Source organism: Burkholderia plantarii (genome assembly GCF_001411805.1).
GTDB lineage: Bacteria > Pseudomonadota > Gammaproteobacteria > Burkholderiales > Burkholderiaceae > Burkholderia > Burkholderia plantarii.
In genome coordinates, this window is record NZ_CP007213.1 from 766317 (window position 1) to 780746 (window position 14430).

At 67.6% G+C, this 14430-nt stretch carries 15 protein-coding genes; all 15 read right to left on the reverse strand.

Translation table 11 applies throughout. From position 1 onward, the window contains the following. Positions 1 to 8 precede the first annotated feature (8 nt). The gene (locus bpln_RS20805) at positions 9 to 1625 is read right to left on the reverse strand and encodes a DHA2 family efflux MFS transporter permease subunit (protein WP_226993747.1); all 1617 of its coding nucleotides are present in this window, start codon (positions 1623 to 1625) and stop codon (positions 9 to 11) included. Further along, positions 1622 to 2713, reverse strand: coding sequence for an HlyD family secretion protein (locus tag bpln_RS20810; RefSeq protein ID WP_052498538.1), 1092 nt, complete (start codon positions 2711 to 2713; stop codon positions 1622 to 1624). The genes bpln_RS20805 and bpln_RS20810 overlap by 4 nt, the downstream gene beginning before the upstream one ends. A 227-nt stretch (positions 2714 to 2940) precedes the next feature. Further along, positions 2941 to 4137: a cytochrome P450 gene (locus bpln_RS20815; RefSeq protein WP_042627242.1), complete on the reverse strand. Its 1197-nt coding sequence runs from the start codon at positions 4135 to 4137 to the stop codon at positions 2941 to 2943. A 55-nt stretch (positions 4138 to 4192) separates the two neighbouring features. Next, positions 4193 to 4378, reverse strand: a complete 186-nt coding sequence (locus bpln_RS20820) for a rubredoxin (protein ID WP_042627243.1) — start codon at positions 4376 to 4378, stop codon at positions 4193 to 4195. Positions 4379 to 4395: 17 nt separating this feature from the next. After that, positions 4396 to 5265 carry a ferritin family protein gene (locus tag bpln_RS20825; protein WP_042627244.1) on the reverse strand — a complete coding sequence of 290 codons (870 nt, stop codon included), beginning with the start codon at positions 5263 to 5265 and terminating at the stop codon, positions 4396 to 4398. 13 nt (positions 5266 to 5278) lie between these two features. Next, on the reverse strand, positions 5279 to 6250 hold the full coding sequence (locus tag bpln_RS20830) for an alpha/beta fold hydrolase (RefSeq protein ID WP_052498400.1): 972 nt from the start codon (positions 6248 to 6250) through the stop codon (positions 5279 to 5281). 34 nt (positions 6251 to 6284) lie between these two features. After that, positions 6285 to 7385, reverse strand: coding sequence for a fatty acid desaturase (locus tag bpln_RS20835; protein ID WP_042627245.1), 1101 nt, complete (start codon positions 7383 to 7385; stop codon positions 6285 to 6287). 26 nt (positions 7386 to 7411) lie between these two features. Further along, entirely contained in the window at positions 7412 to 7735 is a 324-nt protein-coding gene (locus tag bpln_RS20840; protein WP_042627246.1) for an acyl carrier protein, read from the reverse strand. Positions 7736 to 7813: 78 nt separating this feature from the next. Continuing rightward, on the reverse strand, positions 7814 to 8788 hold the full coding sequence (locus tag bpln_RS20845; RefSeq protein ID WP_042627247.1) for an acyl-CoA desaturase: 975 nt from the start codon (positions 8786 to 8788) through the stop codon (positions 7814 to 7816). A 31-nt stretch (positions 8789 to 8819) separates the two neighbouring features. Further along, a complete protein-coding gene (locus bpln_RS20850; RefSeq protein ID WP_055139863.1) occupies positions 8820 to 9749 on the reverse strand; it encodes an acyl-CoA desaturase in 930 nt (309 codons plus the stop codon). Positions 9750 to 9765: 16 nt separating this feature from the next. Continuing rightward, complete coding sequence (locus tag bpln_RS20855; protein WP_055141157.1) at positions 9766 to 11598, reverse strand: fatty acyl-AMP ligase; 1833 nt, start codon at positions 11596 to 11598, stop codon at positions 9766 to 9768. 77 nt (positions 11599 to 11675) lie between these two features. Beyond that, positions 11676 to 11954, reverse strand: coding sequence for a hypothetical protein (locus bpln_RS35840; RefSeq protein WP_123863685.1), 279 nt, complete (start codon positions 11952 to 11954; stop codon positions 11676 to 11678). Between the two features lie 251 nt (positions 11955 to 12205). Next, on the reverse strand, positions 12206 to 12490 hold the full coding sequence (locus bpln_RS35845; RefSeq protein ID WP_148654110.1) for a hypothetical protein: 285 nt from the start codon (positions 12488 to 12490) through the stop codon (positions 12206 to 12208). 210 nt (positions 12491 to 12700) lie between these two features. Continuing rightward, positions 12701 to 13213, reverse strand: a complete 513-nt coding sequence (locus bpln_RS20860; RefSeq protein ID WP_042627249.1) for a DUF4019 domain-containing protein — start codon at positions 13211 to 13213, stop codon at positions 12701 to 12703. A gap of 51 nt (positions 13214 to 13264) precedes the next feature. Then, positions 13265 to 14416 (reverse strand): DUF2827 domain-containing protein, encoded by a 1152-nt coding sequence (locus bpln_RS20865; RefSeq protein ID WP_042627250.1) that lies wholly within the window; start codon positions 14414 to 14416, stop codon positions 13265 to 13267. Between the last annotated feature and the right edge of the window lie 14 nt (positions 14417 to 14430).

Sequence of the window (14430 nt, forward strand, 5' to 3'; positions counted from 1 at the left end):
TGGGCGCCTCAGTTGGCTGGCTTCGACGAATCGGGGGGCGGCGGCGGCACGACCTTGCGCATCAGCGGCACGATCAGCGTGGCGAACATGAAGCCGATCATGATGACGGTCAGCGCGTCGCCGTAGGCCATGGTCTGCGCCTCGCGAAACGCGATGTCGTGCAGCTCGCGCAGCGAGGCGGCGGCGCCCGCCTGCGCGGAGCCGAGCGCCGGGCCGAGCTGCGCCTGCAGCGTGCCGAGCATCTTCTGCATCGGCTGGTTGGCGGCGGTGAGCCGCGAGGCGATGTCGGTGAAATGCTCGTTGGTGCGGTTGTTGAGAATCGCGCCGACGATCGCGATGCCGACCGCGCCGCCCAGATTGCGCATCATGTTGAACAGGCCGCTCGCGTACTTGAGCCGTTCCGGCGGCAGGCTGCCGAGCCCGAGCGTGACGGCCGGCGCGATCGCGAACACCTGCGGGAAGCCGCGGATCAGCTGCGGCCAGAGCAGCTGCTGGTTGCCCCAGTCGTGCGTGATGAAGCGGAAGTCCCACATCGACAGTCCGAACATCGCCATGCCGAACATCATCAGCCAGCGCAGGTCGGTCTTGCGCGCGAAGATCACGTAGACCGGCACGCCCACCAGCGCGGCGATGCCGGTGGGCACCATCGCCACGCCGGTCTGCCAGGCGTCGTAGCCGCGCACGTAGCCGAGGAACAGCGGCGTCAGGTAGATCGACGAGAACGCGCCCACGCCGGTCAGGAACGACAGGATGCAGCCGATCGTGAAGTTGCGGTTGGCGAGCGCGCGCAGGTCGACGATCGGGTTGTCGACGCTCAGGCAGCGCGCGATGAACACGCTGCCGGCGCAGGCCGAGATCACGGCGCAGCGTCGGATCGTCGGATCGTCGAGCCAGTTCCAGCGCGCGCCTTCCTCCAGCACGTATTCGAGCGTGCCGAGGAACACCGCCATCAACGCGATGCCGAGATAGTCGGCGCCCTTGAGCAGCGACAGGTCGGGCCGGTCGATGTCGGCGCTCAGCGACACGCCGAACGCGACCAGCAGGCCCGGCACCAGGTTCACGTAGAACAGCCAGCGCCAGTTCAGGGTATCGGTGATGAAGCCGCCCACGATCGGCCCGAGCGCCGGCGCGAGCGAGGCGATGGTGCCGATCACGGCGGCCGCGATCACGCGCCGCTTGCCGTCGAAGTAGTGGAACGACGAGGTGAACACGGTGGGCACCATCGACGCGCCGAGCACGCCCTGGATCGCGCGGAACACGATCATGCTCTCGATGTTCCAGGCGAAGCCGCACATCAGGCTGGCGGCCGTGAAGCCGAGCGCCGAGCCGGTGAACAGGCGCCGCGTGGAGAACACGCGGGTGAGCCAGCCCGACATCGGGATCACGGTGATCTCGGCGATCAGGTAGGCGGTCTGCACCCAGCCGATCTGGTCCTGCGCCGCGCTCAGGCCGCCGCCGATCTCCTGCAGCGACGAAGCCACGATCTGGATGTCGAGCAGCGCGATGAACATGCCGACGCACATCACGGCGAACGGCCAGGCGGGCGGATGCGCGGCGGCCGGCGCGGCGCCCGCCGGCGCACCCGGCGGCGGCGCCGCGGGCGTGGCGTTGACGGGTTCGCTCATTGCGCGGCCCCGTGCGTGTCGACCGTCACGGTGGTGGACAGGCCAGGGCGCAGCACGCCGAGCACGCCGTCGGCCGCGTCGAACGCGATCCGTACCGGCACGCGCTGCACGATGCGCGTGAAGTTGCCGGTGGCGTTCTGCGGCGGGATCACGCTGAACACGGCGCCGGTGGCCGGCGCGAGCAGGTGGACGTGGCCCTGGAAGCACTGCGAGGCGCGCACGTCGGCACAGATCTTCGCGCTCTGCCCGGCGCGCATCCGCGCGAGCTGGTCCTCCTTGAAGTTGGCGTCGACCCACAGGCCGCTGGCCGCCACCACCGACATCAGCTGGGTGCCCGGCGTGACGTAGCTGCCGACGTGGATCGAGCGATTGCCGACGTAGCCGTCGATCGGCGCGCGCAACTCGGTGTAGCCGCTGTTCAGCTCGGCCGTGCGCCGCGTCGCGGCGGCCTGCAGGATGGTGGCGTCGGCGCCGGCGACCTCGCTGTCGAGCACCGCCACCTGCTGGCGGGCCTCGCGCAGCTTCGCCGTGGCCGCGTCGAGCTGGGCCTGGGCCTGCTTGAGCGCCGCGTTGGTGCGCTCCTCGCTCTGGCGCGTGCCGGCCTCGGTGTTGAGCAGGTTGCGGTAGCGCGTGGCGTCGATCCTCGCGAACGCCAGCGCGGCCGATTTCCCGGCCACTTCGGCACTGGCCTGGTCGATCAGGGTCTGCTGCAGCGCGCGGCGCGCCACCAGCTGCGCGCGCGCGGCCTGCATCGCGGCCTCGTTGGCCCTGGCCGCGTCGAGCGCCGCCGCGAAGTCGCCGGGCTGCAGGCGCAGCAGCGGCTGGCCGGCATGCACGCGCTGGTTGTCCTCCACCAGCAGCTCGGACACGTAGCCGGCCACGTGCGGGGAGATCACGGTGATGTTGCCGCCCACGTAGGCGTCGTCGGTGCTTTCGTAGAAGCGCGCGTGCAGCCACCAGTAGATCGCATAGCCCAGCAACACGACGATCAAGACGATCAGCACCAGCAGCACGGGCTTGCGCTTGCGTTTCGGTTTCGCGTCGGCGGTGGGCGGCAGCGCCGGCGCGCCCGATTGGTTGTCGCTCAAGTTGAGGTTCTCCTTCGCATTGGCATTGAGAGCCGTGGTGGCGTGGTTCGGATATCGCGGTCGCAACGATCGACACGATTCATGCCGGTTTCACATGCTCACCGTCATATGAAATACCCGCGATCCGGCACGCCCGAGGCGCGGGCGTGCCGGTCGTCGCGGGCCGGCGCGATCGCGCGCGGCGCCCGACGAAGCGCGGGGTGGCGCGGCGGCTCGCGCCGCGTGCCTTACCAGGTCCCGAGCAGCGAATCGACGCCGCGCAGCGCGTTGTTGCGGCGATACGGCAGCGCGTCGAGGTTGGTCAGGTGCAGGTTCGGCAGGCGCGTGTAGACCGTCTCCAGCGCGGCCGCGATCTCCAGCAGCGCGAGCCGCGCGCCGAGGCAGTAGTGCAGGCCGCCGCCGAACGAGAGCGGACGCACGTTCTCGCGGTCGATGTCGAGCGCGTTCGGGTTCTCGAACTTCTCCGGATCGCGGTTGCCGCCGCCGAGGAACACGCAGATCAGGTCGCCGCGCTGGATCGTCTGGCCTTCGAGTTCGACTTCCTCGAGCGCGACGCGCTGCGCGATCTGCACCGAGCTGTCGTAGCGCAGCGCCTCGGTGACCACCTTCGGCATGATCGAGAGGTCGGCCTTGACGCGCTCGCGCTGCTCGGGATGGTGCTGCAGCGCGATCAGCGTGTTGCCGATCATGTTCTCGGTGGTCTCGTGACCGGCCACGAACAGGAAGCAGAGGTTGGCGACGATCTCGTCGTCGGTCAGGCGCTGGCCGTCTTCCTCGGCCAGGATCATTTGCGAGATCAGGTCGTCGCCCGGCTCCTTGCGGCGCTCGGCCAGCACCTTGGCGAAGTAGGTTTCGAGTTCGATCGCCGACTTGCGCGATTCCTCGAGCTGCTCGGCGTTGAGCGGCGTGACGTTGAGCGCGCCGGCGGCACGGTCGGCGGCGCGCTTGAACATCGCGCCGTCCGACAGCGGCACGCCGAGGATCGTACACATGGTCTGCATCGGCAGCAGGAACGCGAAGCCGGTGACGAGGTCGCCTTGCGGCTCCTTCACGAGCTTGTCGATGAGCTGGTTCGAGATGGTGTAGGACGCCTCGCGGAACTTCTCGACCTGGCGCGCGTTGAACGACTTCATCAGCAGCGCGCGCAGGTTGGTGTGCTTGGGCGGGTTCAGGCCCGGCAGCATCGAGCGGAAGGTGCGGAACGGCGGCTGGTCGATCACGCCCTCGCCGTAGCGCGCCTTGACGGCCTCGACGATGCCCTTGCCGAAGCGGCGGTCGAGCAGCAGCTTCTCGCCGAACGCGTAGTGCGAGGTCGCGTAGAGCTTGGGTGCGAGCTTGACCAGCTGGCCCTCGGCGCGCATCGCCTCGAACACCGGATACGGATTCTTCAGGAATTCTGGAGTGGCAAGATCGCTGTATTGCATGATGGGGAGTCCTTGGTTCTAGGTAGATGGCAGCCGGGCTGCCGCGAAACGAAGGTCAGATCGAAACCATTTCGAAGTCGAGCTTCGGCACGTCGCATTCGGGGCAGCGCCAGTCTTCGGGCACGTCTTCCCAGCGCGTGCCGGCGGCGATGCCGGCCTTCGGATCGCCGCTGCGTTCGTCGTAGAGGTAACCGCAGATCAGGCACATCCAGGTGCGGTATTCGACAGTGAGTTCGGTCATCGTGGGCGTTCTCCGGATCAATGCTCCAGGGCGGCCGCCGCATCCGCGCCGGCGCCCTCCAGGCTCTGGTGCAGCTGCTTGCGCAGCTTGTGAAGGTCCTTGACGGTCAGCAGCGGCCGTTCCAGCAGCAGCGACAGGTTGTGCAGGATCCGTTCGGCCACGCGGTTTTCCCAGGCGCGGTCGAAGCGGATCTGCGAGTCGAGCCAGCGGCCCAGCCACTCGGGATCGGGCAGGCGGCTCTGCACCGTGTCGTTCGGAAACAGGCCGCGGTTCACGTGCAGGTTGGTCGGATGGATCGCCTTGGCGGCGCGGTTCGCGCTCGCCATCAGCGTGCCGATCTTGGCGAACGCGAGCCGCGCCTCGTCGCCGTGCCGCGCCAGCGCGCGCCGCATGTACTTCAGGTAGGCGGCCGCGTGGCGCGCCTCGTCGCGCGAGATCAGCTCGTAGATCTGCCGGATCACGGGCTCGGTGTGCCAGTGCGCGGCGCAGCGATACCAGTGGTTGAGGCGGATCTCGCCGCCGAAGTGCAGCGTCAGCGTTTCGAGCGCCGGCGCCGGATCGAACGGGAAGCGCACCGCGTGCAGCTCGTCCTCGGTGGGCGCGAGTTCGGGCCGGAAGCGCCGCAGGTACTCGATCAGCACCAGCGAGTGCTTCTGCTCCTCGTAGAACCAGATCGACATGAACGCGGAGAAGTCGCTGTCGTCGACGTTGTCGCGCAGGAACATCTCGGTGGCCGGCAGCGCCGCCCACTCCGTGATCGCGTTCATCTTGATCGACAGCGCCTGCTCGTCGGACAGCAGCGAGGCGTCGAAGCGCGACCAGTCCACGTCGTCCTGCATGTCCCAGCGCGCGCGCTCCAGGCTTCGGTACAGTTCGGGATAGAGCATGATGGTCGGCTCCTCAGTGCGTGCCAGGCTGAACGGGCCGGAGCGCCGCCGCCGGCTCGCCGCCGATCGCGAGGAACTGCGTGGCGCTTTCGATCACGCGCGCGTCCGACAGGATCCGCACGTGGCCGACCTTCTCGACGCGCTCGAAACGCACGTTCGGCAGTGCCGCCGCGATGTTCTCCGATTCGCAGATCGGCACGATCTTGTCGTTCGGCCCGTGCATCACGAAGATCCGCGTCTGCAGCCCGCGGCCCAGCGCGCCGATGTCCCAGTGCTGGGGCGGCACGCCGTTGCGGCGATGCAGCTCGGCGTACATCGCGTCCATCACGCTCGGCGTGAGCTGCAGGAAATCGCCCGACCAGCGGTCGATCACGGCCGGCAGCGTGCAGGGCGGCGCCAGCATCACCATGCCGTCGACGCTGGTCGGGCCGAGTTCGGCGATCGCGCCGGTCGAGGCGATGCTGCCCAGCGAGTGCGAAACGATGCCATGCACGCCGCCCAGCGATTCGATCGCGCCTTTCACGGCGTTCTTGAAGGCCGTCATGGTGGTGACGGTGCCGGGCGAGACGCCGTGCGCCGGCGCGTCGAACGCCGCGACGCGGAAGCCCGCCTTCTGCAGCTTCGGCACGAACGAGAACATGGTGGCGCTGTCGGCGCCCCAGCCGTGCACTAGCAGCACGGTGCGTTCGCCCTTGCCCCACAGATGCCCGTGCTTGACGCCCTCGACGCCGCGAATTTCGAAGCGGTGCGCGCCGAGCGGCGACATGTCCTTCGGCGGCGTCTTGCGGAACGTGCGCGTGTAGCCGAACAGGTCGGTGGCGCGGCGCGCGGCGGCCGCCGGCGAGACCGCGCCGAGCGTGCCGATATAGCCCTTCAGCACGCGCTTGCCGAACGACATCGGCGCGCTCGCGGCGCGGGCCGGCGCGGACGCGGCGGCTGCCGCCGCCGTGCCGTGCGGGAGGGATGATTCGGAGGTATTGGACATCGTCGGTCTCCTGGCAGGGTGGCCGATGGGTTCGTCAGATCGCCGTGTCGGCGCGCGGAGGGGTGGGCGCGGGCGGCGTCGCGACGGCCTCGAACGAGCGGTAGTAGCCATGCACCGGATCGTAGAGATGGCAGGCGCGAATCACCTTCCAGACCTCGCCGAGCGTGAACGGCTTCTGCCGGATCGCGCCGGGGTAGGCGCGCTTGAGCGCCTCACGCGCCTTGGGCAGGTTGTAGAACGGAATCACCGGCACCACGTGGTGGGCGGCGTGGACCGAGATGTTGTGCGTGAAGAAGTGCAGCCACTTCGGGTACTCGTAGTCGGTCGTCATCATCAGGCGGCTGCCGTTCAGGGTCCAGTGCTCGCGCGTGAGGAACGGGATGTCGTCCGAGATGTGATGCATCATCGTGGTGGTGCTGAACCACGCGTGGATGCCGAGCCAGGGGCCGAGGAAGTAGATCAGGAAGCCCTGCCAGCCGGTGAAGTAGATCAGCGTGGGCAGATAGATCGCCGCGAACAGCACGGTGATGATCACCGAGCGGCGCACGTCGTTGCGGGCCTCGAGCTTCGGGAACATGCTCGGCTTGAAGCCCGAGTGGCGCTGGTAGTTCACGGTGCCGAGCCAGAACAGCCAGCTGCGCGTGCTGCGATAGACGAACTTCTCCCACAGGCCCATGCGGCGGTACTGCTCCGGCAGCACGGGGCGCCAGTCGGTATCCATCTCCAGGCTGTTGGTGTTGGCGTGATGCAGGTTGTGCATGTGGCGCCAGCCATGAAACGGGTAGAGCAGCGGGAACAGCGCGATCTGGCCGAGCGCGAAGTTGAAGCGCCGGCTCCTCGAGAACGAGTTGTGCCCGCAGTCGTGCGCGATGCAGAACAGCCCCCAGCCGCCCAGGCCGGCCAGCAGCCAGAGCGGGATCCAGAGCGACCAGTGCGGCGCGTAATGGACGCCGACCACGGCGCCCACGTACAGCGCGGTGCTCGCGAAGAAGCCGAGCAGGCCGCGCGCGAGGCGCGGTTCGTAAAGCTCGCGCGGAATCGCGTCGGCCAGCCGTTCGCCCTCGATCGACTTCAGCGACTGGACGTACTCGCGAAAGCCCGGGGTTTGCTGCTGCGGTAGTTGAATCGTTGCCATCGGTTCGCTCCTTGGTGGCGTGGCGCTCAGGCCTTGATCTCGCCGGCGGCGAGTTCGGTGGCGAGGTAGCTCGCCAGGTCGTCGATGTTCTGGTGTTCGAACAGCAGCGCCGGCGAGAGGCGCTGTTCGAGCAGTTTCTCGAGGTCGCCGGCCACTTGCAGCGCGACCAGCGAATCGAGCCCGTAGGACTCGAAGCTGCGGGCCGAATCGATCTGCGCGACCGGCACGTTGAGCTGCCGGGCGAGCCGTTCGACCAGCCATTGGTGGATGCCGGCTTCGGTCAGCGGGGTGGACGAACGTTTTTCTTCCATGAAGCCGATCTTGTTGAACAGGCTCGACATGAACGCCATGATGTGTACTCCCACGTCAGGGTTGAAAGGGTGAAACGAAACGGTGCGGGCCGTGGCGGCGCGGGCGGCGGGGCCGCCTCAGGCGTTGCCGGACTCGCGCTTGCGGATGCGCTCGATCACCTCGCGGCTGGGCGAGCGCAGCTCCGAGACGATGCCGAGCCGGCCCAGCAGCGTCAGCATCCAGCCCGACAGGTCGGGCTCCCACCAGTTCACGCCATGCCGGTACCAGGCCGGAAACGCGTGATGGTTGTTCTGCAGGCCTTCGCCGAAGGTCAGGAAGGCCACGATCCAGTTGTTGGTGCTGTGGTCGCGCGTCTCGAACGGGCGGCTGCCGTAGCGGTGGCAGATCGAGCCCACGCACCAGGCGAACTGGTTGGCGATGAACATGCGCGCGAAGCCGCCGAACATCAGCCCGCACAGCGCGCCCATCCAGCTCGCGGTGAGCAGGCCGCCGGCCACCGTGGGGATCAGCAGGCCGAGCAGGACCCAGTAGAAATAGGTGCGGTTGAAGAACAGCAGCGTGCGGTCCTTCAGGATGTCCTGCGCGAAGTAGCTCCAGCTCGACATCTCGGGCGACATCATCCACGGCATGTGGGCGTGCCACAGCCCGCGCAGGCGCTCGCCGCGGCTGTCGCCGAGCAGGTTCGGCGAATGCGGGTCGCCCGGGCGGTCGCTGTAGGTGTGGTGGCGGCGATGCGTGGTGACCCAGAACAGGATCGGGCCTTGTGCCGCCATCGAGCCGCAGATCAGGATCAGCGCGCGGAACAGCGGCGAGGTCTTGAACGCGCGATGGGCGAGGAAGCGGTGATAGCCGATCGAGACGCCCGCCATGTGCAACACGTACATCACGCCGAACAGCCAGGCGTCGACGCGCGTGGCGTAGCCGGCCCATGCGAGCCATGCGGCCGCCAGCGTGCCGGCGAGCGGGATCGTCATCACGCCGAACGCGGTCCGCGCCTTGATGCGGGCGCCGCGTGCGTCGAGCACGCTGACGCCGCGCACCGGCTGGTCGTCGGGGATGATCGGTGCGGATGGGAGATCGAGGTGCGTCATGAAGAATTCTCCGGATGGCTTGCGAGGGCGCTCAGGACTGGGTGGCATCGGCGCGGCCGCGGGCGGGGCGCCGCACGTCCCACACCAGACCGAACACGGCCAGCAGTTCGATCAGGCCGCCCGACAGGTCGAGCTGCCAGAAACGCTGGCTGGTACGGGCCAAGGCGGGGAACGCGTGATGGTTGTTGTGCCAGCCGCCGCCCACCGCCGGCAGCGCCAGCCAGAACACGTTGCGGCTCTGGTCGCGCGTGGTGTTCGGGCGCGGCCCGAAGCTGTGCGCGAAGGAATTGATCGCCCAGGTGGCCTGGTCGACCAGGAAGATCCGCAGCAGGCCGCCCCACAGCAGGCCCATCAGCGCCGCGTAGGGCGTGCCGCCGATCAGCCAGCCGGCCAGCGTCGGCAACGCCAGGCCGAGCCCGATCCAGACGAAATAGAGGCGGTTCAGGCGCACGATCCAGCGATCGCGCAGCAGGTCCGGCGTGAACTGGCTCCAGTTCTGCCGGCGCAGCGTGAACAGCCAGCCGACGTGCGCATGCCAGATGCCGCGCAGGCGCCCGGAGAAATCCTCGCCGTGCAGGCGCGGCGAATGCGGATCGCCCTCCTGGTCGGTGAAGGCGTGGTGCATGCGATGCGTGGCGGCCCAGAACAGGATCGGGCCCTGCGCGGCCATCGAGCCGCAGATCGCGAACAGCGCCGTGACGATCGGGCCGGCCTTGAACGCCTGATGCGAGAAGAAGCGGTGCAGTCCGGCCTCGACGCCGAGCGCCGTGATCAGGTACATGACGGCGAGCAGGCCGATCTCGAGACGGCCGATGCCGTTGACGATCGCCAACGTCACGGCCGCGACCGCGCCGACGGCCGGGATGCCGACCGTGAGCCAGGCCAGGCGCCGCTCGGTGGCGCCGGTGCGGTCGGCGGTGGGCGCGGGCCGCGAGGGGGAGGTTTGGGTCTGGATGTCCATGATGTCCTTCGCGGGCTCAGGCGCGTGCGTTGGGGTAGCTGGCCAACGACTGCGCAAGCAGCGCCTGGCGCGTCGCATAGCGCTGGATCTTGCCGCTCGTCGTCAGGGGGATCGCGCCCATCGGCGCGAAGTGGATCAGGTGGGGCGCCGCGCCGAGCTGGCGCGTGACGCGCTCGACGATCGCCTCGCGCAGCAGCTGCAGCTCGCTCTCGGCCACGCGCTCGCCGCGCCGGAACTCGGCCACCACGGCGATCCGCTCGCTCTGGCCGTCGTCGATCGAGAACGCGGCCACCCCGTTCGGGCGGATGCGCGCGTCGGTTTCCTCGACCAGTAGTTCGATATCCTGAGGATAGAGATTGCGGCCCGCGTGGATGATCAGGTCCTTGATGCGGCCGGTCACGTAGAGCTCGCCGTCGCGCAGGAAGCCGAGATCGCCGGTGCGCATGTAGCGCTGCGGCGAGCCGGCCAGGCGCGCCTGGAACGTCTCCTCGCTGTGCCGCGGCTGGTTCCAGTAGCCGATGCCGATGTTCGGGCCGCCCACCCAGATCTCGCCGATGGCGCCGTCGGGCAGCGCGCGGCCGTCGGGGCCGACGATCCTGACGTCGTGGCCCGGCGCCGGCGCGCCGCACGAGGCCAGCGTGCGGGCCTGCGGATGATCGGCCGCGATCTCCTGCACCTCGCCGCGCGCCAGCGCCTCCTGATCGACCTCGACGAACGCGGGCGGCACGCCGTCCACCTTGCCCGACACGAACACGGTGGCTTCGGCCAGCCCGTAGCACGGGCCGAACGCGTCGGCACGGAAGCCGCAGGACGCGAAGCGCTCGGCGAAACGCTCGAAGGTGCGCCGGCGCACCGGTTCGGCGCCGCAATAGACCGCCTCGACCGAGGACAGGTCGAGCAGCGGCAGCACCTCGTCGCCGATCGAGTTGCAACACAGGTCGAACGCGAAGTTCGGCGCGATGGTGGTGGTGACGCGGTACTGCGAGAGCGCCGCGAGCCAGCGCAGCGGCTGCTGGACGAAGTGCCCCGGCGCCAGGATCACGGTGGGGAAGCCTTCGTAGATCGGCTGCAGGATGCCGCCCATCAGCCCCATGTCGTGGTACGGCGGCAACCAGGTGCAACCGACCCGCTCGCGCTGGCCGCCCATCCAGCGGCTCGCGCCGTGGCAGTTGCTAAGCAGGTTGCCGTGCGTGAGCATCACGCCCTTCGGGTCGGAGGTCGAGCCGGACGTGTACTGGAGCAGCGCGAGGGCACCCTGATCGAGCGCCGCCAGCGCTTCCGGTACCCCGTCCGGATTGCATGCATATGCATGCATGTCGGTTTGAAAAAGACCGTCGATTTCGGTCCAGGCCTGCTCCGGAAAGCCGTCGGGCAACAGTGCGAGCACCCGCTCGCGCAGCTTCGAGAAGCGCGCGTTGGTCAGGATCACCTCGGGCTGCGAATCGCGCGCGATCGCGCCGAGGCGGCCCAGCGCACGCGTGCCGACCGGCGGGAACGAGGGTACCGCCACCGCGCCGGCCATCCAGACCCCGAACAGCGCGGCGATGTAGTCGACGCCGGCCTCGAACAGCATCAGCACGCGCTTGCCGGCCACGTCGACCGACGCGAGATGGCGTGCGATGGCGGTGGCCTGCAGTTGCAACTCCGCATAGGTCACGGTACGGCTTTCGGTTTCACCGTCCACCAGGTGGATGAAGGCGGTCTGGTCCGGCAGCGTCGCGGCGCGCAGGCGCAGCACGTCGACCAGCGTGTCGACGGCGTGATCGGCCAGTGTCGCGCCCGCGCGGTGGCGCGAATCGGCGACGAGCGGTCCGGCGGCCGGCGGCTGAGCCGTTTGGTGCTCCGGCATTGCGAGTTCGGGATCTATCATGGGGTCGGCGTCCTTTCCATGTAACGCTTTGCATCGATTCGTGCCGCGCCGACTAATCACGGCAACGCACTGAACCGCTCCGTGCCACTGAAATCTAATTTCCAAACCAGTAAAACCAATACGGGTTCGATTTCCGAATTGCGTAGAATTACGTAGACGGAAATGGAAACGCTCGTTCTTCTTAATGAAACTCCCCGATTTGGCAATCGATTAACAAACCGGTTACCTCGGGAGTTCGTTTCGGCAGGCAAGCCTCGCCCATTCCGGCCGGCATCCGCAACGCCGGCACGGCGATGCAAAGCGCTGGCGATCCGGTGAAGGATCGTCAGCGTCATGAGCCCAGCTTTTTTTTCGTCAAGCCACAACAGCAGATGAGACAGGTACAACGGCCGCGTTCAAGCTTCTGCGCGCTATAGTGGGTATCAGGCCGCGCTCCTTGCACGAATGGATGAAGCGGACACGCGTGGTTCGCCGACACCAGCGAGCCGCATGCCCCGGTTCCCGCTCGGAACGGGTAGTTGAGCGTGTTGCTTAAGTGTTGCTACGCTCGGCTACTTAGTTTGCATGTATATGCACGAATGTTTGATCAATAGAAAAATATTGTCAAGCGCTTTGCAACCAACTTATCGATATTCCAATATCGAAAAGAAAATCGTCGCGCGCGGCGCGAAATGTTATCGGTAATCACAAAAAAGCGCCTGTCATTGCCGTGTATTAATTGGTTCATCGGGAATTGAATATCATCAGCTTTTTGGATTACGTCTGATGATTGCACCGAATGATGGGACAGTTTCCACGGTGCCGCTGTCATGGAAAAGCGCGACACGCGGCGGGCGCGTGATGGGAAAGAGGGAGAAAGATGCTTGCGCACACAACTGGATCGGGTCGTGGCGTAGTCGTGATGCGTTTGAGGGGAGGGTGCCGGGCGCGAGGTGAGTCGATGCCTGTCGCGCCCGGCAGCCAGGCCGCCCGGTGCCGGCAGGGCGCCGCATTGCGCGGCGCGTGGGTGACGCGTGGGTGGCGTATGGACGGCGCGTGGGCGCCGCCGGCGCGATGATTCGCCGGGCCGCCGTGTGTACCGTCAGTTGCCGGGAATCGTGCCCTGCGCGACGCGCGGCACGTAGCCGGTCAGGTGCCAGCGGCCGTCGCTCTCGAGCCGGAAGCTGACCTTTTCGTAGACGACCTTGCCCGAGGTCTGCGTGGTCGCGTAGTCGACGTTCGCGTAGAGGCCGTCCGGCACGTCCTTCGCGCCGCTGTAGATGATCCGCGTGACGGCGGCCCAGCCACGGCTCTTGATCGCGCCCACGGCCTCGCGCGACATCCGCGTGTCGTCCGCGAAGCGCTTCGGATCGTAGCGCTGCTTGACGAACGGCGCCGCGTCGTTCCACAGATCCTGATAGCGGCCCGCGTCGAGCAGTTGCAGCGCGTAGTCGGCGTCGCGCAGCAGTTCGTCGGCCGAGGTGCCGGAGTTGACGGGCGCCAGCGAGAGCGTCGGCGCGGCGGGGGCCGCCGGCGCCGGCGTCTGGGCTTGCGCGAGGCTCGCTGCGCCGGCGGCGACGCATGCGGCCGCGTATCGTGTCAGGGTCGATTTCATGTGGCCTCCTGGCTCGTTCGAAGGGAGTGGGAGCGGCGGCAGGGCCGCGCGTCAGCGATAGACGGCGGCGAGCGCTTCGGTGTAGGCCGCGACGTTGTCCGGGTTGTAGATGTCGACCGAGTGCAGCAGGCGGGCGGCGTGCCCGCGATAGGCATCGAGGTTCGCGTCGTGCTCGCGAAACGCGCGCAGCAGCTGCCGGCCGCCTTCCTGGCAGTCGAAGTCCGGATAGTAGTAGCCGCATTCGCCGAGATAGGGCGAGTTGTGGACGAGCGGATAGCCGCCGTATAGCAGCTCGTAATAGAGGTAGTTCTGCGCGTTCTCCCACGTATGCGAGACCACCGCGTCGCCGTATTGCGACATGAACTCGTAGATCGCGAAGCGGCCTTCGAAGCTCGCGAGGCTGTGATTGACGATGTCGAGGCTGCGCGCGAAATGCACGAAGGTGGTGTGGTCCTTCAGGTGCAGCGTGTTGCACACGCGCACGAACTCCACGAACGACGGCTGCGCGCGATAGGCTTCCTCGGCCACCAGCATCGGGATGATGCTCGTCTTCACCATGCAGATGTTCGGCTCGAACATCGCGATGCGCCAGCGCGACCGGCCCGGGCGATAGCCGAACGAGCGGCCTTCCTCGAGTGCGTCGCGCGCCTTGTCGAACAGCATCGGATGCCAGATGTGCGGAACGATCGTCACCTTCTGGCGCAGCCCCGTTTCGAGGTAGTGGCGGCACGAGTGCTCGAATTCCGGAATCGTCCAGACGCCGTCGTACCGCGCGCCCGAGAACAGGAAGCCCGACGGCTTGTCGAACATCGCGCGCTCGATGTCGATCACGTAGTCGTTGCCCACGCGCATCGTGACCACCTTGCCGCCGCGCTTGCGGAACACCGCGAGCCAGTCGGCGTTGAACAGTGCGCTCATCTCGATCAGCACGTCGCAGCGCGCCATCGCCTCGTCCATCGAGATCAGCGGCACGTTCCATTCGTCCAGCATCATCTGCGGATCGGCCGGCTCGGTGCCGCCGCCGTTCACCATCACCGCCTCGGCCACCAGCGGCGACTGCCGCAGCAGCAGCACCAGCAGCAGGCAGTTCTGGAAGATGCCGTTTTCCCACAGCGACTGGCCCGCGCCGCGCACGTAAAGCGAGACGCCCACCACGAGACGCTTGCCGCCGTTCTGGACGTCACGGACGGGGATATCGGACATGCAGGTTCTCCGCT

Bases quoted from the DNA above. Each gene is read 5' to 3' on its own strand.
- bpln_RS20805 (WP_226993747.1), bottom strand. From the start codon at position 1,625: ATGAGCGAACCCGTCAACGCCACGCCCGCGGCGCCGCCGCCGGGTGCG.
- bpln_RS20815 (WP_042627242.1), bottom strand. From the start codon at position 4,137: ATGCAATACAGCGATCTTGCCACTCCAGAATTCCTGAAGAATCCGTAT.
- bpln_RS20820 (WP_042627243.1), bottom strand. From the start codon at position 4,378: ATGACCGAACTCACTGTCGAATACCGCACCTGGATGTGCCTGATCTGC.
- bpln_RS20825 (WP_042627244.1), bottom strand. From the start codon at position 5,265: ATGCTCTATCCCGAACTGTACCGAAGCCTGGAGCGCGCGCGCTGGGAC.
- bpln_RS20830 (WP_052498400.1), bottom strand. From the start codon at position 6,250: ATGTCCAATACCTCCGAATCATCCCTCCCGCACGGCACGGCGGCGGCA.
- bpln_RS20835 (WP_042627245.1), bottom strand. From the start codon at position 7,385: ATGGCAACGATTCAACTACCGCAGCAGCAAACCCCGGGCTTTCGCGAG.
- bpln_RS20840 (WP_042627246.1), bottom strand. From the start codon at position 7,735: ATGGCGTTCATGTCGAGCCTGTTCAACAAGATCGGCTTCATGGAAGAA.
- bpln_RS20845 (WP_042627247.1), bottom strand. From the start codon at position 8,788: ATGACGCACCTCGATCTCCCATCCGCACCGATCATCCCCGACGACCAG.
- bpln_RS20850 (WP_055139863.1), bottom strand. From the start codon at position 9,749: ATGGACATCCAGACCCAAACCTCCCCCTCGCGGCCCGCGCCCACCGCC.
- bpln_RS20855 (WP_055141157.1), bottom strand. From the start codon at position 11,598: ATGCCGGAGCACCAAACGGCTCAGCCGCCGGCCGCCGGACCGCTCGTC.
- bpln_RS35840 (WP_123863685.1), bottom strand. From the start codon at position 11,954: ATGACGCTGACGATCCTTCACCGGATCGCCAGCGCTTTGCATCGCCGT.
- bpln_RS20860 (WP_042627249.1), bottom strand. From the start codon at position 13,213: ATGAAATCGACCCTGACACGATACGCGGCCGCATGCGTCGCCGCCGGC.
- bpln_RS20865 (WP_042627250.1), bottom strand. From the start codon at position 14,416: ATGTCCGATATCCCCGTCCGTGACGTCCAGAACGGCGGCAAGCGTCTC.